Annotated in this window: 19 protein-coding genes; 9 read left to right on the plus strand and 10 right to left on the minus strand. The window is 68.3% G+C overall.

What is annotated here, in order from left to right:
- Positions 1-130: 130 nt before the first annotated feature.
- The 3 genes from ACCC97_RS23885 (at position 131) to ACCC97_RS23895 (ending at position 1884) form a co-directional block, all read left to right on the plus strand.
- Positions 131-757: a DUF938 domain-containing protein gene (locus ACCC97_RS23885; RefSeq protein ID WP_413313709.1), complete on the plus strand. Its 627-nt coding sequence runs from the start codon at positions 131-133 to the stop codon at positions 755-757.
- A 182-nt stretch (positions 758-939) separates the two neighbouring features.
- Entirely contained in the window at positions 940-1230 is a 291-nt protein-coding gene (locus ACCC97_RS23890; protein WP_056593546.1) for an HU family DNA-binding protein, read from the plus strand.
- A gap of 123 nt (positions 1231-1353) precedes the next feature.
- On the plus strand, positions 1354-1884 hold the full coding sequence (locus ACCC97_RS23895) for a C40 family peptidase (protein WP_007837260.1): 531 nt from the start codon (positions 1354-1356) through the stop codon (positions 1882-1884).
- 4 nt (positions 1885-1888) lie between these two features.
- Here the strand turns inward: ACCC97_RS23895 and ACCC97_RS23900 are convergent, their stop codons facing one another.
- The 5 genes from ACCC97_RS23900 to ACCC97_RS23920 all read right to left on the minus strand — a co-directional run bounded on the left by ACCC97_RS23900 (position 1889) and on the right by ACCC97_RS23920 (position 7628).
- Positions 1889-2518 carry a DUF2894 domain-containing protein gene (locus ACCC97_RS23900; protein WP_413335431.1) on the minus strand — a complete coding sequence of 210 codons (630 nt, stop codon included), beginning with the start codon at positions 2516-2518 and terminating at the stop codon, positions 1889-1891.
- Between the two features lie 28 nt (positions 2519-2546).
- Positions 2547-3200, minus strand: coding sequence for an OmpA family protein (locus ACCC97_RS23905; protein ID WP_042674078.1), 654 nt, complete (start codon positions 3198-3200; stop codon positions 2547-2549).
- The gene (locus ACCC97_RS23910) at positions 3200-5560 is read right to left on the minus strand and encodes a DUF802 domain-containing protein (RefSeq protein WP_413335433.1); all 2361 of its coding nucleotides are present in this window, start codon (positions 5558-5560) and stop codon (positions 3200-3202) included. Before ACCC97_RS23910 ends, ACCC97_RS23905 begins: the two co-directional genes overlap by 1 nt.
- Complete coding sequence (locus tag ACCC97_RS23915; RefSeq protein WP_007837265.1) at positions 5557-6267, minus strand: DUF3348 domain-containing protein; 711 nt, start codon at positions 6265-6267, stop codon at positions 5557-5559. The genes ACCC97_RS23910 and ACCC97_RS23915 overlap by 4 nt, the downstream gene beginning before the upstream one ends.
- A gap of 113 nt (positions 6268-6380) precedes the next feature.
- Entirely contained in the window at positions 6381-7628 is a 1248-nt protein-coding gene (locus ACCC97_RS23920; protein ID WP_413335435.1) for an FAD-dependent oxidoreductase, read from the minus strand.
- 227 nt (positions 7629-7855) lie between these two features.
- Here ACCC97_RS23920 and ACCC97_RS23925 point away from each other — a divergent pair, with 227 nt between their 5' ends.
- From ACCC97_RS23925 to ACCC97_RS23945, 5 genes are all read left to right on the plus strand, one after another.
- Positions 7856-9931 carry a carbon starvation CstA family protein gene (locus ACCC97_RS23925; protein WP_413335436.1) on the plus strand — a complete coding sequence of 692 codons (2076 nt, stop codon included), beginning with the start codon at positions 7856-7858 and terminating at the stop codon, positions 9929-9931.
- 4 nt (positions 9932-9935) lie between these two features.
- The gene (locus ACCC97_RS23930) at positions 9936-10142 is read left to right on the plus strand and encodes a YbdD/YjiX family protein (RefSeq protein ID WP_007837269.1); all 207 of its coding nucleotides are present in this window, start codon (positions 9936-9938) and stop codon (positions 10140-10142) included.
- Positions 10143-10346: 204 nt separating this feature from the next.
- Positions 10347-12506 (plus strand): TonB-dependent receptor, encoded by a 2160-nt coding sequence (locus tag ACCC97_RS23935; protein WP_413335438.1) that lies wholly within the window; start codon positions 10347-10349, stop codon positions 12504-12506.
- Positions 12507-12621: 115 nt separating this feature from the next.
- Positions 12622-13041 carry a sel1 repeat family protein gene (locus tag ACCC97_RS23940; RefSeq protein WP_413313715.1) on the plus strand — a complete coding sequence of 140 codons (420 nt, stop codon included), beginning with the start codon at positions 12622-12624 and terminating at the stop codon, positions 13039-13041.
- Positions 13042-13196: 155 nt separating this feature from the next.
- Positions 13197-13472, plus strand: a complete 276-nt coding sequence (locus tag ACCC97_RS23945; RefSeq protein WP_056593515.1) for a hypothetical protein — start codon at positions 13197-13199, stop codon at positions 13470-13472.
- Here the strand turns inward: ACCC97_RS23945 and metC are convergent.
- The 4 genes from metC to ACCC97_RS23965 form a co-directional block, all read right to left on the minus strand.
- Positions 13445-14692 carry a cystathionine beta-lyase gene (gene metC / locus ACCC97_RS23950; RefSeq protein ID WP_413335441.1) on the minus strand — a complete coding sequence of 416 codons (1248 nt, stop codon included), beginning with the start codon at positions 14690-14692 and terminating at the stop codon, positions 13445-13447. The genes ACCC97_RS23945 and metC overlap by 28 nt on opposite strands.
- 45 nt (positions 14693-14737) lie before the next feature.
- A complete protein-coding gene (locus ACCC97_RS23955) occupies positions 14738-15748 on the minus strand; it encodes a Bug family tripartite tricarboxylate transporter substrate binding protein (protein WP_413335443.1) in 1011 nt (336 codons plus the stop codon).
- Between the two features lie 57 nt (positions 15749-15805).
- Positions 15806-17389: a rhodanese-like domain-containing protein gene (locus ACCC97_RS23960; RefSeq protein ID WP_413335444.1), complete on the minus strand. Its 1584-nt coding sequence runs from the start codon at positions 17387-17389 to the stop codon at positions 15806-15808.
- Between the two features lie 81 nt (positions 17390-17470).
- On the minus strand, positions 17471-18061 hold the full coding sequence (locus ACCC97_RS23965; protein WP_413313721.1) for a hypothetical protein: 591 nt from the start codon (positions 18059-18061) through the stop codon (positions 17471-17473).
- A 107-nt stretch (positions 18062-18168) separates the two neighbouring features.
- Between ACCC97_RS23965 and ACCC97_RS23970 the strand changes: the two genes are divergently transcribed.
- Positions 18169-19041 carry a LysR substrate-binding domain-containing protein gene (locus ACCC97_RS23970; RefSeq protein WP_413313722.1) on the plus strand — a complete coding sequence of 291 codons (873 nt, stop codon included), beginning with the start codon at positions 18169-18171 and terminating at the stop codon, positions 19039-19041.
- A gap of 27 nt (positions 19042-19068) precedes the next feature.
- Here ACCC97_RS23970 and ACCC97_RS23975 read toward each other — a convergent pair whose 3' ends face one another.
- Positions 19069-20151, minus strand: a complete 1083-nt coding sequence (locus ACCC97_RS23975) for a diguanylate cyclase domain-containing protein (RefSeq protein ID WP_413335446.1) — start codon at positions 20149-20151, stop codon at positions 19069-19071.
- Positions 20152-20250: the final 99 nt, after the last annotated feature.

Raw genomic sequence — 20250 nt, forward strand, 5'->3', positions numbered from 1 at the left:
CACGGCCCCGCCTTGGCGGGGCTTTTTCAATTGCGGGTTGGCGCTCGATGCACGGTAGCCAGGCCTTCATGGCAACATCGAAATACCCTTGCCCGATGTCCTTCAAACAACCTCATCAAAATCCCCTCGAATGCCCGACCTTCCCCATAGCCCCGCCGCCGACCGCAACAAGCAGCCCATTCTGGACGCGCTGATCCGCATCCTCGGCGAGCGCGGCACTGTGTTGGAGATTGCGTCCGGTACGGGGCAGCACGCCGCCTGGTTCGCGGCAACCATGACTCAATGGGTATGGCAACCCACCGACGCAGATGCCCGCATGCTCCCCGCGATTGCAAGCCGAGTCGCGGAAGCCGCGCGACCGAATCTCCGCCCGCCGCTCCTGCTCGACGTGATGGCCCCTCGATGGCCATTGCAGGGTTCCGCACCCGCTGAAGAAGAAAAGAAGTTCGACGCGATCTACTGCGCCAACATGCTGCACATCGCGCCCTGGACCACATGCGCTGCCTTGATGCAGGGGGCCGCGCGGCATCTGCTTCCTGGCGGCGTGTTGATCACGTACGGGCCGTATCTGGAAGATGAAGTTCCAACGGCGCCGGGCAACCTCGCGTTCGACGAAGATCTGCGCGCCCGAAATTCCGCATGGGGCATTCGCCGCGTGGAAGACGTGACGGCAGAGGCGCACCGAGCAGGCCTCGTGTTGCGCGAGCGGCACGCGATGCCCGCGAACAACCTGCTGCTGGTCTTCGGCTTCCGGTGAATGCGTGGGTGCAGTCCGTTGCGCTGCAGATTCTTCCCGCGCCAGCGTGCATCGATCACGATGTTTCACTTTTGAAACGCGCGCATGTCCCGCTCCCTCGGCGGGGCGTTTAAAGTTCGAGCCCGGTGCGCTCCGCGCCACTCATTTCCCTTCAACCGTCCGATCGAAGAAAGAACCTCATCTTGAACAAGACCGACCTCATCACGGCCATTGCCGCCGACACCAACCTCAGCAAGGCCGACGCCGCCCGCGCGCTCGACTCCACCATCGAAAACCTGTCGCGCGCCCTGGCCGGCGGCGACACGGTGCAACTGATCGGCTTCGGCACCTTCGCCGTGGCGAGCCGCCCCGAGCGCACGGGCCGCAATCCGTCGACCGGCGAGCCGATGACCATCAAGGCCAGCAAAGCGCCCAAGTTCACCGCCGGCAAGGCGCTGAAGGACGCGGTCAACGCGCCCGCCGCAGGCCAGTAAGAGCTTCTTTCCTTCCTCCGTGGCGCCGGCGCAGCAGCGCACGGCCTGCGGAGGGGCCGTCTTCAGGTAGCCGTCGCGTTCCGCGCTAGAGTCCGTGCACGTTCACAAGCTCAGCCATCAGACATGCCCGACGCACCTGTGCCAACGCAACGTTCCCACGCGCTCTTGCTGCCGCTGTCGCAGTGGCTGCTTCGACTCCTTCCGATAGGGGCCTGTCTTCTGGTTCTGGGCTGCGCAGGCCCCACCGGGCCACGGCCGGGAGCCGCCGTCACCAGCACGCTGACGGCCGAACAAACCAACAGCATCGCGATCCATGCACTGGGGCTGGTCGGCACGCCGTACCGCTATGGGGGCAACACGCCGGACGGCGGCTTCGACTGCAGCGGCCTCATCGGCTACGTCTATCTCAACAGCGTGGGGCAGTCGCCGCCGCGCACGGTGGCGCGGATGGCGTCCTTCGGCAGTCCGGTGGCGATGTCCGACGTTCGCACCGGCGACCTCGTGCTCTTCGGTTCGTTCGCACCGACGCATGCCGGCATCTACGTGGGCGGAGGCCGCTTCGTGCATGCGCCGTCGACCGGCGGCGAGGTGCGGCTCGACAGGCTCGACGGCGTGTATTGGTCGCGCCAGCCGACGCAGGCCCGGCGGCCCTGAGGGTTCAGGCGGACTTGCCGCGACCGCTCTTCCTGGCAGGGCCTTCGGTACGCGGGCTCGCCGCGCCCGCCGCGGCGCTGCTGCCGTTCAACTGATCGACCCACGACAACGCATCGACATACGACATGAACCGGTTGAGGTATTCCGGCGACAGGTCGCGCATCAGCGTGAGCGAACGGTGCACGAGGTGATGCGAGTTGAGGGGGCCCGCGTTCTCCGGCACCTTCGCCAGTGATTGCGTCAAGCGCCGATCCGCGCTGAGCCTGGACCATGTGCTCTTGAAGTAGCGGATCGACTTCAGTTCGGTGGAGGGCGAAGAGGCAGGGAGGCCGCGTGCCGCATTGCCCGCCGCGGGCGGCGAGCTGTCGCCAGGCACCGGTGCATGCCGGGCAATGTGATCGACGAGGCCGGCGAGCGCCCCGCGCTCTGTTGCGGCTTCCTGCTTCGCCACATCCGATGGCTGTGCCTTTCCAAGATCCTCGCCGTACACGGCAAGCAGCGTGGCAACCTTGTCGTCGAGGATGCGCCGGGCCTCGCCGGTGTACGCGGCCGCGCGCCTGGCCATCGCTTCGATGACACGAAAGCGCACGGGATCGAAACGATGATCGCCGCGCTTGATCGATGCGGCGACCATCGCGGCGGTGTCGAGGCACGTCTCGTGATCAGTCACGGGGCTTTGCGCTGGCATTGTTGGAGGGCCTCGGCGTGGGCGCCATTTCCACGCGCCTGTTCTTCGAGCGCCCATCGGCATCTGCATTCGAGGCCACTGCCTGCTCAGATCCGAACGCCGCCGCGAAGATCGACGACGACGGTATGCCCGATTCGATCAGCGCCCGCGTCACCGTCAAGGCACGTTGCGCCGAGAGCTCCCAGTTGTCTGCAAACTGGCGCGCGTTGTCGCGCATCTGCCGGTCGTCGGTGAAGCCGCTCACCATCAGGATCTCGTCGCGCGACTTGAGGTACGCGCTCAGCGGCGCGGCCAGGCTCTTGAGCAGTTGCCGGCCTTCGGGCTGAAGCTCCGCGGAGTTGAAGGCAAACAGCACGCTGCCGCTGATGCCGATGCGGCCGTTGTTCAGCGTCACGCGGCCGGCTGCGAGCGGCCCCGCGAGAGCTTGCTCCAGCGTTTGCCGGCGCTTGGCCTCGGCCTGCCGCTGCTTGACCTCGGTCTCCAGCCTGGACGCGAGCTCCAGCTGCATGCCGATCGCGCACACCAGGATCAGCACGAAGGCACCGAGCAGGCCCGCCATCAGGTCGCCGAACACCGCCCACACCGGCACGCCCGGTTCGTCGAAGCCGGCATCGAGGTCTTCGCGCATCATGCTTCGCTGTCCACCGGTGCCTGCTGTTGCTGCCGGCTGGCGATCTGCTGCATGTCTTCGACAATCTGCTTTTGCGACATGATGCTCAGGTCGATGACTTCGCGCGCCTGCGCAACGTAGTAGGCCAATTGCTCGTCGCTGCGCGTGATGGACTTGCCCAGCGCGCCTTCGATGCGCTGCAGGTGGCCCACGAGCTTGTCGTTCGACTGGCTGAACAGCTGCACGGCAAGGCCGAAGGCTTCGCCGAGGCTCGCCACTTCGACGGCACTGCCGGTGATCTGCGCGGCAACGGCGGCCATCTTCTCGGACTCCGCATCGGCCTTTTCGGTGAAGCGGCTGCCCACGCGCTCCAGCAGGTCGGCCGATGCGGACACCAGCGTGTCGATGGCCGTGCGCTGTTCGGTGGAGGCATGGTTCACGGCATCGAGCAGGGTGGCCAGCGTTTCGAGGATGCGGCTGCGCTCTTCCAGCATCGCGTTGTCGCGGGTCATGCTGTCGGCGAGTTTCTGGCGCAGCTCGGTGACAACCTCGGCTGCGGCGCGCGGTGCTTCCGCTGCGGCTTGCAGCAGCTGCGCGATCTCGGCGACGGTGTTCTTCGCATGCGCCTCGGTCTGGGCTGACATGTCCCGCGCGGTTTGCGCCATGGCGTCGATCAGTTGCTGCTGCTGGCTCGCGTTGTGTGCGCCGGCCTGCTGCCATTCCTGCTGCAGCGATGCGGCCATGGTGGCCAGCGATTGCGTCCACGCCAAGAGGCGCTGTTCGTCGCGCGATGCCATCTCGGACACGATCTCCGCCGCGGCCCGTGGAGCTTCCGAAGCCGCCTGCAGCAACTGTGCGATCTCGGCGACGGTGCTCTTCGCGTGCGCTTCGGTCTGGGCCGACATGTCGCGCGCGGCCTGCGCCATGGTGCCGAGAAGTTGTTGCTGCTGGCTCGCGTTGTGTGCGCTGGCTTGCTGCCATTCCTTTTGCAGCGAGGCGGCCATGACCGTGAGCGATTGCGTCCAGGCCGCGAGGCGTTGCTCGTCGCGCGATGCCATGTCGGTCTGCAGCCTCGCGTGTGCGCCATCGACCGTGTCCAGCAGCGACGCGGAGTGCTGTGCAAAGGCGGCGGCGGCCGACGACAGGGCCTGGCGCGCATCGCCCGAGAGTTTTTCGCTCACGCGCTGATGCTGTGCAAGCGCGCTGCCCCAGGTGTCCGACACGTTGCCCACGGCGCTCTCGAGGCGGGCGGAGACGGTGTCGATCAGCGCAGCCGAGCGTTGCTCGAAGGTCTGCGCGAATTGGTCGTGCGAGCCGCGCATGTCCTTCGACAAGGCTTCGCTCGTGCGCTGGTGTTCAGCGAGCGCTGTCTTCCAGGTATCGGCCACGCGGGTGGTGGTGGCCTCGAAGCGGGTCGACAGGCCGTCGAGCTGCTGCTGCACGGTCTGCGAGATGGTGTCGTGCAGCGTGGCCGTTTCGCGCGCGATGCCGGCCATGGTGGCTTCGACGACCGGCTGGATCGCCGCGCCGGCGACGCGTGCGCTCTCGGTCAGGCTCTGCTTCAGCGACTGGTCGACGGAAGTGGCGAGGCTGCCGTACACGGCCTCGGCCTTGCTGTGGAAGAGGTCCTGGCTGGTGGCGAGGCGTTCGTTCAGCGCGTGGCTCTGGCGTTCCATCGCCAGCATCATGGCCTGCAGCTGGCCGACCAGCTCGGGCATGGCGTGGGCCTGCTGCTGCAGCAGCTTGAACGATTCCTCACGCTGATGCGTGAGCGAGAAGACGCGCAGGGTGGTCGCGATCTGGGTGTCGAGCAATTGCCCGGCCTGCAGCCGCTCGCGCCTGCTCAGCGCCGAGGCCAGGCCCAGCATCGCCGACGCGGCCACGCCTGCCACGGAGGTGCCGAAGGCCAGTCCGAGGCCTTTCACGGGAGCGGACAGCGAGTCGCGGATGGTCTGCAGGTCGGTCGAGCTTTCCAGCGCGAGGCCGGTGCCCTTGAGCGTGACCACCATGCCGACGAAGGTGCCGAGCATGCCCAGCAGCACGAGAAAGCCGGCGAGGTACGGCGTCATCGCCGGGCCGGGCAGGCCGACGCGTTCGCCCTCTATGCGCAGGCGCACCGCGTTGCGCAGCGAAGGATGCAGCCGGCCGAGCCATGCGCCGAGGTTCTCTGGCGGGGTGGAGAGGTCCGCCACGGCCTGCGTCAATGTGGAGGTGGCCTGCTGGAAGCGATGAAGTTCCAGCGCGCCCATGAGGTAGGACGCGCCAATGATCGCGGTGACGGCCAGCGCCAGCGGGTTCGTGCCGATGTATCCGGCGCCCACCCAGCCGACGACGGCCAGGCCTGCGACAAAGACGGCGTATTGAAGGAAGCGGGTCATGGGGTCCTGGTGGCCTGGGTGCGAAGTGCTTCGAGCAGCCCTTCGACCGGTTGAAATCGAAAGTCCAGTTCGGCGAGCAGCACGTCCTGGGCGTCTTTGCGGAACACGTCCAGCCACGCATCGGGGGGCTGGGTGCCGCTGTCTGTCTCTGCTTCGTCAGGCGTCCCGGCGGCCTTGCGCAAGCGCTCGAAGTGCTTTTCGAGCATCCCGGGCACGGCCGACAGCAGGCTGTGCTCGCGCGCCTCCAGCACCTGCGCCATGACCACGTCCACCGATGCCAGCCGGGCCATGGCCGGCGATCTGGCTGCCAGCGCCGAGCGCAGCCGGCTGCGCAGCGAACCGACACCGGCCTCCATCGCCTGTTGCCGGGCAAGGTAGCGCCGGCGGTACGGGGTGAACTCGGGCGTCGCGTCCTTGCCGGTGCCGAAGGTGCTGTCTTCGGCGATGGCATTCGCCAGGGCGGTTCGCACGCGTTGGCATTCGCCTTCTTCGGTGTTGCGGGGAGCGCGGGTGCCGGGCTGTGCCATCGTTGCCGGTGCGCCATCGAGCGCCGCGGACAGCGAGATGGCATCGGTCCAGCCGAACCACTGGCTCAGTCGGTCGGCGGTGGGTTGTGCGGGTTCGCGAGCATCGATGTCAGCCAGTCGGGAAAGCAAGCGAATGAGCGCCGAGCCGTTGAAACTTGTGCGCCTGAAAACTTGCCCCATACCGCTTGAACGCGCCTGATCGAAAAACTTGGCAGTCTACAACAGCGACCTCTCGCAGAGGCCTGCCCGGCGGCCTCCCCAGGCCCCGGCTGTGTAACGAAATGCCAGTTCCATCACGCCCGCGGCGACTTCACGTGCTCGGGCCGCACGCCCATGCCCACGGTCCGCGCCGGCAGCCTGCGCAGCAGCGGCCAGCGCGCCAGCAGCCGCAGCGGCCAGGGCAGTTGCCCGGAACCGGACGCCAGCTCGCCGCCGAGCACGGGCACCAGCACGCGGTCCTGTATCAGGCGCTGCGCCGCCTGCGTCACGCGCACCGGCCATTCCCGGCGGCGCTGGAGCTGGGGCAGCAGGGCGTCGATCTCCTTCTCGCTCGCGGCGCCGGCCAAGGCCTGGGCCAGCAGGTTCGCGGCGGCCACGGCGTCCTGTACGGCGAGATTGATGCCGACGCCGCCCACCGGCGACATCGCATGGGCCGCGTCGCCGATGCACAGCAGCCCGCGGCACGACCAGGCCTCGAGGCGGTCGACCGTCACCTCGAGCAGCTTCACCGCGTCCCAGCCGGGCAGGGCCGATGGCAGCCGGGCGGCGAGAAAGGGAGCGACCTTTCCGATCTCTTCATGGAACGCCTCGATGCCCCGGGCCTGCAGCGCAGCGTGGCCGCCCTTGGGAATCACGAAGGCGCATTGCCAGTAGTCGCCGCGGTTCAGCATCGCCAGGAAGCGCCCGCGCGCGATGTAGCCCCCGGTGGTGGAGGGGTCGCCGGCCTGCTTGGGAATGGCCATCCACAGCGCGTCGATGGGTGCGCCGTAGCTGATGTGCGGCAGCGCCGCGGCATCGCGCAGCGCGGAATGCCGGCCATCGGCCGCCACCACCAGCGAAGCATGCAGCTCGACATCCTGCGGCTGGCCCGCGCGGGCGCCGCGCCGCACCTTCACGCCGTTGACGCGTCCCTTGTCCTGCAGCAGGCCGATGACCTCGGCATCGGTCCACAGCTCGAAGCCCGGATAGCGCCGGGCCTCGTCGCACATGAAATCGAGGAACTCCCATTGCGGCATCAACACCAGGAACTTGCTGTGCGAGGGCAGGTGCGTGAAATCGGCCACCGGGATGCAGCGGCCTTCGAAGGTGACGCGCAGTTCCTCGATGCGGTCGTGCGGGCGCTGCAGGAAGACGTCGAGCAGGCCCAGCTCGTGCAGGATCTCGAGCGTCGACGGGTGCACGGTGTCGCCGCGAAAGTCGCGCAGGAAGTCGAGATGCTTTTCCAGCACGACGACGGGCACGCCGGCCCGGGCCAGCAGAAGGCCCAGCACCATGCCGGCAGGACCGCCACCTGCGATGCAGCAGCGTGGTTGTGTGTCCATGGCTTCGATTCTTTCGCCCCCTGATCGCGTCCTGATGAGGGCTCACATGTTCGCGCCTGGTCCGGTTCCTGCGTGTAGGCCCGCAGGCATTGCACTGCGGGACGGCGCCTGCCGTACCCGGGTTTTCCATTACGCAAAGCCACGCATGCACTCCGCGCAGTCCGACGGATGCGCCCGCGCCGAAGCCCGGCAAAACTCCTCGGGTTCAATATAGAGGAGACATCCGCATGCACAGCATCCGACGCCATCTGGTGTGGCTGGTCGTGGCCGTGGTCGGCGCATTCGCGCTCGGCACCGTGGCCCTGACCCGAGGCGAAAGCGTCAACGCCCTCTGGGTGGTGGCCGCCGCGATCTGCACCTACCTGATCGCCTACCGCTACTACAGCCTGTTCATCGCCGACAAGGTGCTGGGCCTGGACGGCAACCGCAAGACGCCGGCACACCGCCACAACGACGGCCTGGACTATGTGCCGACCGACAAGAACGTGCTGTTCGGCCACCACTTCGCGGCCATCGCCGGTGCGGGCCCGCTGGTGGGTCCGGTGCTGGCGGCGCAAATGGGCTACCTGCCCGGGCTGCTGTGGATCCTGGCCGGCGTGGTGTTCGCCGGCGCGGTGCAGGACTTCATCATTCTGTTCATCTCCACGCGGCGCGACGGCCGCTCGCTCGGCGACCTCGTCAAGCAGGAGATGGGCGTGGTGCCCGGCATGATCGCGCTGTTCGGCACCTTCATGATCATGATCATCATCCTCGCGGTGCTGGCGCTGATCGTGGTGAAGGCGCTGGCTGAATCGCCGTGGGGCACCTTCACGGTGGCAGCGACGATTCCGGTGGCATTGTTCATGGGCGTGTACCTGCGCTACATCCGCCCGGGGCGCATCGGCGAGGTGTCGCTGATCGGCTTCGTGCTGCTGATGCTGGCCATCTTCGGCGGCCAGGCCGTGAGCCAGAACCCCGAGTGGGCCCCGCTCTTCACCTTCGACGGCAAGGCGCTCACGTGGATGCTGGTGGGCTACGGCTTCATCGCCGCGAGCCTGCCGGTGTGGCTGCTGCTGGCGCCGCGCGACTACCTGTCGACCTTCCTGAAGATCGGCACCATCATCGCGCTGGCCATCGGCATCGTGTTCGTGATGCCAACGCTGCAGATGCCGTCCGTCACGCAGTTCGCGCAGGGCAACGGCCCGGTGTGGGCGGGCAGCCTGTTCCCGTTCCTGTTCATCACCATCGCCTGCGGCGCCGTCTCGGGCTTTCATGCGCTGATCTCCTCGGGCACCACGCCCAAGATGCTCGACAACGAGCGCCATGCGCGCTTCATCGGCTACGGCGGGATGCTGGCCGAGTCCTTCGTCGCGGTGATGGCGCTGGTCGCGGCCTCGTGCATCGAGCCCGGCATCTACTTCGCGATGAACAGCCCCGGCGCGCTGGTCGGCACGACCGCGCAGCAGGTGGCGGCCACGGTGTCGAGCTGGGGCTTCGTGATCACGCCCGAGATGCTGCTGCAGACCGCCAAGGACGTGGGCGAGACGACGATCCTCGGCCGCGCAGGCGGTGCGCCGACGCTGGCCGTGGGCATGGCCCACATCCTTCATCAGGTGATCGGCGGGCAGGCCATGATGGCCTTCTGGTACCACTTCGCGATCCTGTTCGAGGCGCTGTTCATCCTCACGGCTGTGGATGCCGGCACGCGCGCCGGCCGCTTCATGCTGCAGGACCTGCTGGGCAGCTTCGTGCCCGCGCTCAAGCGCACCGATTCGCTGCCGGCCAACCTCGTCGCCACGGCGCTGTGCGTCGCGGCCTGGGGCTACTTCCTGTATCAGGGGGTGGTCGATCCGCTGGGTGGGATCAACACGCTGTGGCCACTGTTCGGCATCTCCAACCAGATGCTGGCCGCGGTGGCGCTGATGCTGGGCGTGGTCGTGCTGTTCCGCATGAAGCGCGAGCGCTATGCGTGGGTGGCGATTGCGCCTGCTGCGTGGCTGCTGGCGTGCACGCTCACGGCGGGCTGGCAGAAGATCTTCTCGGCCGACCCGAAGATCGGCTTCCTCTCGCATGCGGCCAAGTACACCGACGGCATCGCCAGCGGCGTGCTGGTGGCGCCGGCCAAGACGCCCGAGGCCATGTCGCGCATCGTGTTCAACGACCGCCTCGACGCGGCGCTGTGCGCGCTCTTCATCTTCGTGGTGCTGAGCGTGCTGGTCTACAGCATCAAGGCCTGCCTGGCAGCGCGTGCGGCCAACCGGCCGACCACCAAGGAAACGCCGTTCGAGCCAGTGGGCGCTGCCGCTGCCACGGCCGCGCACTGACGCCATGGGCCTCGCATTGCCGGAAGCCGGGCGCTACTTTGCGCGCTCGCTCAAGCAGTCTCTGCGGCTCATGGTCGGGCTGCCCGACTACGACGCCTACCTGACGCACATGGCGGCCACCCACCCGGACCGCGCGCCGATGAGCTACGAGGCCTTCTTCCGCGAACGGCTGGAGGCGCGCTACGGGGCAGGCAAGGGGCGTTGCTGCTGACGCGCCGCTGCATCTAGAATCCTGCGGTCGCGCGACGCGATCCCTTCGCCCAAAGCCCCGGCCATCGAGCCGGTGCGGGCCGGCGAAGGCACCCAACCCAGATTTCCTCCAGGCAGGGCGTACACGGTTTCTCCATCCGAGCGATGGGGAGCCGGTGTGGCGCTTCGCGATTTCAAAAACAAATCGCCCTGAGGGAATTTCGCCATGTCCGTTCGTTCTCGCGCGCCGCGTTTTCGCCTGCGCCATCCGTCCCTGTTCGTTGCCGCCCTGGCCGCCGCGCACTGCGCGGCACAGGCCCAGAGCGCCGATGCGACGCTCAAGGAAGTGACCGTCAGCTCCGAGCAGGACGTCGGCTATGCACCGTCCATCGGCAGCACTGCCACAAAGGGCTCCGCGCCCCTGCGGGACATTCCGCAGGCGGTCAACGTGGTGCCGGCGCAGCTGCTGCGCGACCAGGGCGCGACTTCGATGCAGGACGCGCTGCGCAACGCGCCCGGCGTGTCGTTCAACGCGGGCGACGGCCAGCGCGACCAGGTGGTGATCCGCGGCTTCACCGCCATCGCCGACTGGTTCGTCGACGGCGTGCGCGACGACGCGCTCTACTTCCGCGATCTCTCGGACACCGAACGCATCGAGGTGCTGAAGGGCCCGGCCGCAGTGCTGTACGGCCGAGGCTCCTCGGGCGGCCTGATCAATCGCGTGACCAAGAAGCCGGTCTTCGACCGCGCCTTCGGCGAAGTCTCGCTCGGCCTCGGCACGCACGACTTCAAGCGGCTCACCACCGACCTCAACACGCCCATCGGCGAGAACATGGCGTTTCGCCTCAACGTCGCGCGCGAGAAGTCAGGCAGCTACCGCGACCAGCAGTTCATCGACCGCTACAACGTCGCGCCGTCGCTGGCCATCAAGTTCAGTCCGCAGACCGATCTGCTGCTGCAGTACACCAACGCCTACGACCAGCGGCTCACCGACTTCGGCATTCCGGCGCTCAACGGCCGCCCGGTGAACGTGCCCATCGGCACCTACTACGGCTCGGCCTTCGGAAAGCGCGACGACACCACCACGACGAAGGTGCAGTCGTTCACCGCCACGCTGAACCACCGCTTCAGCGACACGCTGAGCCTGCGCAACACCACGCGCTATTCCAGCTACGGACTCGACCGCTACAACACACTGCCCAGCGGTACCACCGACCCCGTTCGCCTGACCGTGGGCCGCACGCGCGGCTTCATCCTGCGCGACGAGAGCGGCTGGTTCAACCAGACCGACCTGACATGGCGCAACGAGCTCGGCGGCTTCAGGCAGGAATGGCTGCTGGGTGCGGAGTTCGGCCAGCAGGAGAAGCGGGCGTACTCCGTGTCGTCGGCCACCGGCTTCGAACGCGTGAGCATCCTGAACCCGGTGGCCGCACCCGCGCCGATTCCGCTCGCGAGCTACACGGCCAGCAGCGCGATCCCGAGCAACACGCGCTTCAAGACCGCCGCGCTCTACGCGCAGGACCAGATCACCCTGGCACCGCAGTGGAAGGCGCTGGTCGGCGGGCGCTACGACGTTTTCGGGCAGGACACCTCGTTCGAACGCACGCTGGCGCCGTTGTCGCGCACCGATCGCAAGTTCAGCCCGCGCGCGGGCGTGGTCTGGCAGCCGAGCGAAACGCAGTCGTACTACGTGTCGTACAGCCGCTCGTTCCAGCCTTCGGCCGAGACCTTCGCGCTGTCGGCCAGCAACACCGCCAACGACCCCGAGATCACGGTGAACAAGGAGATCGGCGCCAAGCTCGACTTCCTGGATGGCGCGCTCAACCTCACTGCGGCGGTGTTCAACCTGGAGCGCTCGGGCATCAAGAACACCGACCCGACCAATCCCGCACGGCAGATCAACGTGGGCACGCAGCGCACCAACGGCATGGAGCTGGCGCTGGCCGGCAAGCTGCCGGGCCGCTGGGACATCAGCGCGGGCTATGCGTACCTCGACGGCCGCATGACCAAGTCGCTGGCCACGGTGAGTTCGCTGCAGTTGCCGGTTGGAGCGGCGATGCCGGTGCAGGGCAAGATCGCGCCCCTCACACCGCGGCACTCGGCTTTCGTGTGGCTCATGAAGGACCTGGGCAACGGCCTGAGCGCGGGCGGCGGCGTCAACTACGTGGCCGCGCGCTATGCGTCGCTGAGCAACCTCGTCACGCTGCCTTCCTATGTCACGGCAGACCTGGCCGCGAGCTACAAGACCGGGCGCTACGAGATTTCGGCGAACCTGAAGAACATCACGAACCGCAAGTACTACGTGTCGGGGCATGGCAGCGTGGACAACCTGATCATGCCGGGGGCCGGGCGCGAATTGCAGGTGATGCTGACCGCGAAGTTCTGAGGCACGGGCGCGGGCTCAGTCTCCGGCTGAGGCGGCCTGCGCGAAATCCGGCTTCTCCATTCGGCGCGACCGCGCGACGATGCCTGCACGACAACACTATTCGTGGAGAACATCGATGCCATCCGAACTCAACCAGATGACCGGCCTGTCGCTGCGCTTTCGCGTGCTGCTGTCGGGTGTGCTGTTGCTGGTGGCCGCGCTCAGCGCCGCGCGTCCTTCGGATGCGGGCGTCGAACTGCAGGCGGAACAGCGCTTCCAGCTGGCCCTCGAAGCACAGGCCGACCGCGACTACCGCGCGATGCTCGTACAGCTGCGGCAGGCCGCCACCGAAGGCCACGCCGAGGCGCAGGAGATGCTCGGCATGGTGCTGCTGACCGGCCCGACGCTGTACGGCACGGCCGTGAAGGCCGACCGCTGCGAGGCCGGGGCGTGGATGCGCCGCGCGGCAATGCAGGGCAGCGAGACGGCGAAGGTGCAGCTGACCTTCCTGAACCGGCTGCGCGCCTCGCCTGCGGGGAAGCGCGCCTGCGAATGAATGAATGAATGCGCCCCGCATCGACGGGCTCGCGAAGATTTCGCCGCTGCAGGCGGGAAGTTGGCCTACTCGCAGCGTCTGCGCCCGCGCATGGGCGAAGGCCGCGGGGCAGCGCAAGCTCGGGGCTCGATCATTCCGCTACGAGGATCTTGACCATGCGCAAGCCGACGACTCTCCCACGCCATCCCGAGGACGTCACGCAACTCGATGTGTCCCAGGCCGTTCTCGAGGACGAGGAGAACCCCAGCGCCCTGCGCGCACTCACGCCGCATGAACGCGCCTTGCTGTTTCCCGCGCGCGAGGGCTGGGGCGCCGCGTGCGGTCGAGCCGTGCGCAGCCTGACTAGCAGTCCCGTGAAACTGCTGGGCGCCGCGGCGGTGGTGGGGCTCGCGCTGGCCCTGGCCTACGCGAAGCGCCCGGACCGGGCTTGAGCGTCCGCGCCGTGCTGCTGCCGGGTTTGCATTGCAGCAAACCCGCGCTCCAGATCGGCTATCAGATCCGAGGGCGCCTCCAATCCGATGTGCAACCGCACCACCGCCCCGCGCCCGCTCCAATCCGTCACGCTGCGCGCCGCACGCATGTTGGTCCACGCCACCAGGCTTTCATAGCCGCCCCATGACGAGCCACGCCCGAACAGCGTGAGTGCATCGACGAAGCGCTCGACCGCCGCGCTTTCGATGCCTGGCTGCAGCTCGATGGACAGCAGCCCGTTCGTGCCCTTGCAATCGCGTTTCCAGAGGTCGTGCCCCGGGTGTCGCGGCAGTGCCGGGCAGAACACGGCCGCCACTTCGGGCCGCTCCTGCAGCCAGTGCGCCACCTCCAGCGCATGCCGCTCGTGCATCTGCAGCCGCGCCGACAGCGTGCGCATGCCGCGCAGCACCAGCCACGCGTCGTCGGGGCTTACGGTCATGCCGAACGCATCGCAGCGTTCGTTGAGCGGGCGCCATGCGGCTTCGGTCGTGGCGACGGTGCCCATCATCACGTCCGAGTGGCCCGAGAGGTACTTGGTCGCGGCCATCGTCGAGATGTCCGCGCCCAGCGCGAGCGGGCGGTATTGGACGCCCGATCCCCAGGTGTTGTCCACCGCGAGCAGCGCGCCGCGCGCATGCGCCAGTGCCGCGAGCTTGGGCAGGTCGCACATCTCGTAGACCAGCGAGCCGGGGCACTCCGCATACACGAGCCGCGTGTTCGGCTCGAACAGTTCCCCGATGCCGCTGCCATCCGCTGCAAAGAACGAGCTGCGGATACCGTACGGCTCGAGGAAGGAATGCACGAGATTGCGCGTGGGCTCGTACACGCTGTCCGACATCAGCACGTGGTCACCCGGCTTCAGGTACGACAGCAGCACCATGCCGATGGCGGCAAGGCCGGTCGGAAAGAGCCGTGTGCGATAGGCGCCTTCGAGTTCGCTCACCGCATCCTCGAGCGCGAAGGTGGTCGGCGTGCCGCGTGCGCCATAGCTGAAGATGCGCTCCTCGTCGCGCCTAGCCCGCGCGTCGCGCATCGCGCCCACGCTGTCGAACAGCACGGTGCTCGCGCGCACCAGGGGCGTGTTGACGGGCGATCCGCCGGCGTATGACGGCGTCTTGCCGGTGCGTGTGAGCCGGGTATTGAGTGTCAGGCCGGCGGGGACGGAGTGCGAATCGGGCATGGTTAGGGAGGGGCGAAGGGAGGTTGGGCCGCCATGTTGCGTCAATCAGTCGGCGCGTGCACCCGAAAGCTTGACGATGCGCGACCAGCGGTCGATGTCCTGGCGCAACTGCGCCGCGAAGGCGTCCGGCGAATTGGCCACCACCTCGCTGCCGCCGTCGGTCACGAGCTTGCTCACCTCGGGCAGATGCAGCGTGCGCACGATGGCTTCGTTCAGGTAGGCCACGCGTTCCGGCGGCGTGCCGGCGGGCGCGAAGAAGCCGTACCAGTCTTCGAAGCGTGCACCGGCATAGCCCAGCTCTTCCAGTGTCGGCACCTTCGAGAACACGCCGATGCGGCGCGGGCTGGTCACGGCGAGCACGCGCAGCTTGCCGTTCTGCACGAGGCCGGCGACCGAGGCGGTGGACGTGACCAGCACGTCGACCTGTCCGCCGAGCAGGTCGGTCAGTGCCGGCCCGGCGCCCTTGTAGGGCACGTGCGTCATCTCCACGCCGTTGTCCTTGGCCAGCACCACGCCGACGAGGTGCGACAGCGTGCCGTTGCCGGGCGTCGCATAGGTCACCTTGCCGGGGCTGGCCTTGGCCTTCGTCGCGAGGTCGGCGAAGCTCTTGAGGGGCGAGCTGGCGTCCACCACCAGCGCGAGCGGTGCGGCGTTGATCTGCGTGATGGGAATGAAGTTCTTGATCGGGTCGAAGCCCGGCGCCGCGTACAGCGTGGGGTTCACGGCCATGATCGACACCTGCGAGGTGAGCACGGTGTAGCCGTCGGGCCTGGCGTCGGCCACGGCCTTGGCGCCGATGTTGCCGCCCGCGCCGCCGCGGTTGTCGACCACTGCCGCCTGCCCCATGATTTCCGGCAGGCGTGTGGTGACGAGGCGCGCCGTCGCGTCGTTGCCGCCACCGGGCGGAAAGGGCGAGATGAACTTCACCGTCTGCGAGGGGAAGCCGTTGCGTGGCGCCAGCGGTTCGGCGGCGGCTGGCTGCAGGGCGAGCGCCGCGAGCCATGCGGCGGCGACGGCATAACGGGCGATGTGCAGGATGCGGCTGGCGAACGGCATGGCGGAACTCCTGGAATAGGAACGGACAAGGACGAACGGAAAGCGGAACCGGGGATGTCAGCCGTGCGATGCGGCGGCGGGCAGGCGGAAGGCGGCGCGCTCCTGCGCGTCGAGCTGCGCGACGAGGCCTGTCTCCCATGCGAGGTAGCGGCGCGCGGCTTCCTTGTTGCCGTCGTGCCGGTCGTGCACGAAGAACAGGTAGTCGATGCAGTCGCCGTCGGCGGGGAGCGCGGGCGTGGCCTCGACGGGCAGGCCGGCGGCGCGCCATGCGGCCATGCCGCCTGCCAGCAGCAGCGGTGCGCTCGGCAAGCCCGCGAGCTCGGAGGCCGCGGCCCATGCCGCGAGCGGGGCGTCGTCGGCAACCAGCACGAGCTGGCGCGTCTCGGTGTTCGCCACGTCGCGGGCGAGGCGGGGGCGGATCGACCAGCGGGCCTGCGCGATGTGGCCGGCGCGAAACTGCATGCTGGCGCGCAGGTCGACTACCGCCACCTCGTTGCGCTCGATGCGCGCGGCGAGCGCCTGCGCATCGATGGTGGCCAGCGCGGGCGCGCGGGGCGCGGCGGCAGGCGCGAGCGACAGCCCGCTCGCCAGCCCGCCTTCGAGCACGCTCGCGTCGTGCCCCATCTGCCGCAGCCAGCTCGCGATGGTCGGCGCACGCACGCCGTCGTTGTCGAACAGCACAAGCCGTGCGCCGCGCACGCCGAAGTACTGGTCACCCGCCTGCATCAGCTGTCCGCCCGGCGTGTGCTGCGCACCGGGCAGGCTGCCGGCCGCGAATTCTTCCGGCGTGCGCACGTCGCACAGGAACAGGGTGCGCTCTGCGTCGTCGGCCCACTGCCGCACGGCCTGCGCGTTCACCATCGGCACATCGAAGCGGGCGGCCAGCGCCCTGGCGGCGGAGCGCAGGTCGGTGTTGCCGCTGTCGTCGGCGTAGCGCCGCGTGCCGCCGTGCTCCAGCGTGTGATCGGCAAGGTACCAGCCCTGCGTGCCGTTCTCCAGCGCATAGACGGGGTTGGGCAGCCCCAGGTTGATGAGCGTCTGCGCGCCGATGATGCTGCGCGTGCGGCCCGCGCAGTTGATGACGATGGGCGTGGTGGTGTCGGGTACCAGCCGGCGCACGCGGTAGGCCAGCTCGCCGTTGGGGCAGCAGGTGGCGCCCGGGATGTTCATCTTGTGGAACTCGCTGGCGGGGCGGCCGTCGAGCACAACCACTTTGTCTTTGCGAGCGAGCATCTCCGCGAGCTGGCCGGCGCTGACGCGGGGTGTGTGATAGACCTCCTCGGCCAGTTCGCCGAAGGTCTTCGAGGGCAGGTTGACGCCCGCGAAGAGCACGTAGCCCGCGGCCTTCCAGGCACGAGTGCCGCCTTGCAGCACATGCACGCTGCCGTAGCCCAGCACGGCGAGGCGCGCGGCGGCGCGCTCGGCCACGTCGGCGTCGCCCTCGTCGTACACCACCACGCGCACGCTGCGGCGCGGCACGAGGCGCGGCGCATCGATCTCCAGCCGGCTGAAGGGCAGGGGAATGCCGTAGAACAGATGGGCCTCGCCGTACTGGCCGTGCTCGCGCACGTCGAGCAGCGCGATCTCGCCGCCGTCGTGCAGCCAGGATTTGAGGGTCTTCGGGTCGATGGAGGAAGTCATGAGGCGGGTCGTCGGGACGAATGAAATCCTGCGAGGCCACGCTGCGCGGCCCGCATGAAAGCGAAGCGGAAAAAAACGCGGCTAGCGGCGCGTCTGCACGCCGATGCCCATGGTCTGGTACGTGCCCGCGTCGAGGTCGTAGGCGGTGCGCTGGTTCAGCGTTTCGAGCGCGCGGCCGTACATGTGCAGGTGGCGGATGACCTGCTCGCCCTGGATCTCGACCGAGTGGATGTCCTCGGGCATCAGCGCGATGCCCTTGCCCGGCGCGACGACGACCAGAGCCGTCTGCTTCAGCTTGCCCACGCCCGGTACGCTGCGGTCGTCGGTGCGCTCGTACACGCGGTTGTGCTCGGTGCCTTCCACGGCCGCGATGCAGGCCCAGGTGGTGTGGTTGTGCGGCACGATTTTCTTGCCCGGGCGCATCACGTTCAGGTACAGCGCATAGCTCTGGTCCGGGTCTTCGGCGATCAGGTAGCGGGCCTGGTGCTCGCCCGCCTCGGGCGGCGGGAAGTCGGCGGCGCCCCAGTATTCGGTGTGCGCGGCCAGGCCTTGAAGCGAATCGAGCACCACGTCGAGCTTTTCCCGCGTGGCTTCAGCGCCGCCTATGGCCTTCTTCATGTCGGCGATGGACGCCTCGACGGCCCGGCTGCGTTGCTCGGATGGGGTGCTCATGCGGTTTTCTCCAGTGGGGTTGCCTGTTCGGTGTGCATCCACTGTAGTGACGGGGGCGTGACACAACAATCCAGCTGGCGCAGGAAACACTTCAATAAAATTAATACATGCCCACGCTCGATCTCGAACTGCTGCGTTCCTTCGCGGCCGTCGTCAGCCACCAGAGCTTTGCCGCCGCCGCTGTGCACCTCGGGCGCACGCAGTCGGCCATCACGCAGCAGATGCAGCGGCTGGAGGAGCAGATCGGCCACCCGCTGTTCGCCAAGCAGGGTCGGCAGAAGCGGCTCACGCAGCACGGCGAGAGGCTGCTCACCTACGCGCACCACATGCTCGCGGTGAACGACGAGGCGCTGCGCAGCCTGCGGCAGGGGCAGCTCGAAGGCAACCTGCGCATCGGCGCGCCGCACGACGTGGCCGAGACCATGCTGCCGCTGCTGCTGACCGAGGTGGCGCGCACCTCGCCGCTGCTGCAGCTGGACATCCACATCGGCCGCAGTCCCTACCTGATGACCTCGCTCAAGAGCGGCGAGGTCGACATGATCATCTCCAACCGCGCCGACGCGCAGTTCGACGGCGTGGTGCTGCGCAACTCGCCCACCGTGTGGCTGTGCGCCGCGGGCTACGTGCACGACCCGGCCAAGCCGGTGCCGCTCATCATGGCGGACGGGCCCAGCATCTTCCGCCGCATCGGCCACGAGGCGCTCGACGCGGCGGGCGTGGCCTGGACGCCGCGCTACACCTCGTCGAGCCTGATCGGCATCAAGGCTGCGCTGCGTGCGGGGCTGGGCGTGACGGCCCGCGGCGTGGAACAGCTCGACGCGGGCCTGCGCGTGCTCGGCGCGGGCGACGGCATGCCGCGGCTGCCCGACCTGGCGTACTACCTCTACGTGCGCAGCCACGTGGTGAATCCGGTCACGCGGCAGGTGTTCGAGACGCTGAAGAAGCACCTTCGGCTGCCGCGCACCGACATGCCGGCGTAGGGGCCGCGGCAGCGGATGATGCCGCGCTCAGTGCGGCGTCGGCGTCACTGCATAGTTGCCGCGTCCGCTCTGCTTGGCCCGGTACATGGCCGCGTCGGCCGTGGCGAGCAGGTCTTGCGGCGTTTCGTTGCCGTTGCCCAGGGCGATGCCGATCGATACGCCGATGACCGTGTCGCAATGCCCCGTCTCCAGTTGCAGCGGCCGGGCGATCGCGTCGATGCAGCGCTGGGCCAGGGTCGTCGCGCCCTGTTCCGCGGAGCTTTCGAAGTCGGCGGCCAGCAGCACGAATTCGTCGCCCCCGATGCGCGCCACCGTGTCGGTCTGCCGCACCAGGCCCTGCAGCCGTTGCGCGATTTCCAGCAACGCCTTGTCGCCCGCCTCGTGGCCGAGCGTGTCGTTGAGTTTCTTGAATCCGTCGAGGTCGAGGTAGAGCACGGCCATCTGGCGCGCATGCCGCTTGGCCCGTAGCAGCGCCTGCTGGAGCCGTTCGTCGAGCAGCTTGCGGTTGGGCAGGCCGGTCAGGCTGTCGTGGTGGGCCAGGCGCGCCAAGGCCTCCTGGTTGTCCAGCAGCTTGGCCAGCAGCCGGTTGAAGGCCTGCGTCAGGTACCCGATCTCGTCGTCGCGCACCACCCGCAGCGGCGTCAGCGCGAGTTCGCCGCGGGTCATCCGGTCGGCCTGGTCGGCGGCGCGCAGCAGCGGCCGCAGCAGCCACGCCATGATCAGCCCGATCACGATGAGTACCGCTGCCACGGCGGGTGCGCGTTGCTGCAGGATGAAGGTCTGCATGCGCCCCACCGGGGCCAGCGCTTCCGAAACGGGCAGCCGGGCCACCACGAACCAGCCGCTGTTCGGCACCGAGGCGATGGCGGAGATTTCGTCGATGCCCTTGGCATTGCGCGTCGTCCCGCTGCCGCGATAGCCCGCCATGGCGCGGTCGTGCAGCGGGTTCACGCCGTCGGGCGGGGTGGGTGTGAGGGACATCGAGACGTCCGTCGAGGCCACGAAGATGCGGTCGCGCGGCGACACCACCAGGATGCCGCCTGCTTCGCCCACGCGCCCCTGTTGCAGATGGTCGAGCAGGCCGTCGGCCGAGAGGTCCCCCCGGCCCACCCCCCCCCCGCCCCCCACACCCGCGGCGGCGCCCCCCCGCCCCCCCCAGGGGCAACCCGAGGGCCGGGGCGGGGGGTTTTAAAAAAAAAAACGCCCCCC

Origin of the sequence: Variovorax sp. Varisp85 (assembly GCF_047304045.1) — a bacterium.
In the GTDB taxonomy this organism is placed as follows: domain Bacteria; phylum Pseudomonadota; class Gammaproteobacteria; order Burkholderiales; family Burkholderiaceae_C; genus Variovorax.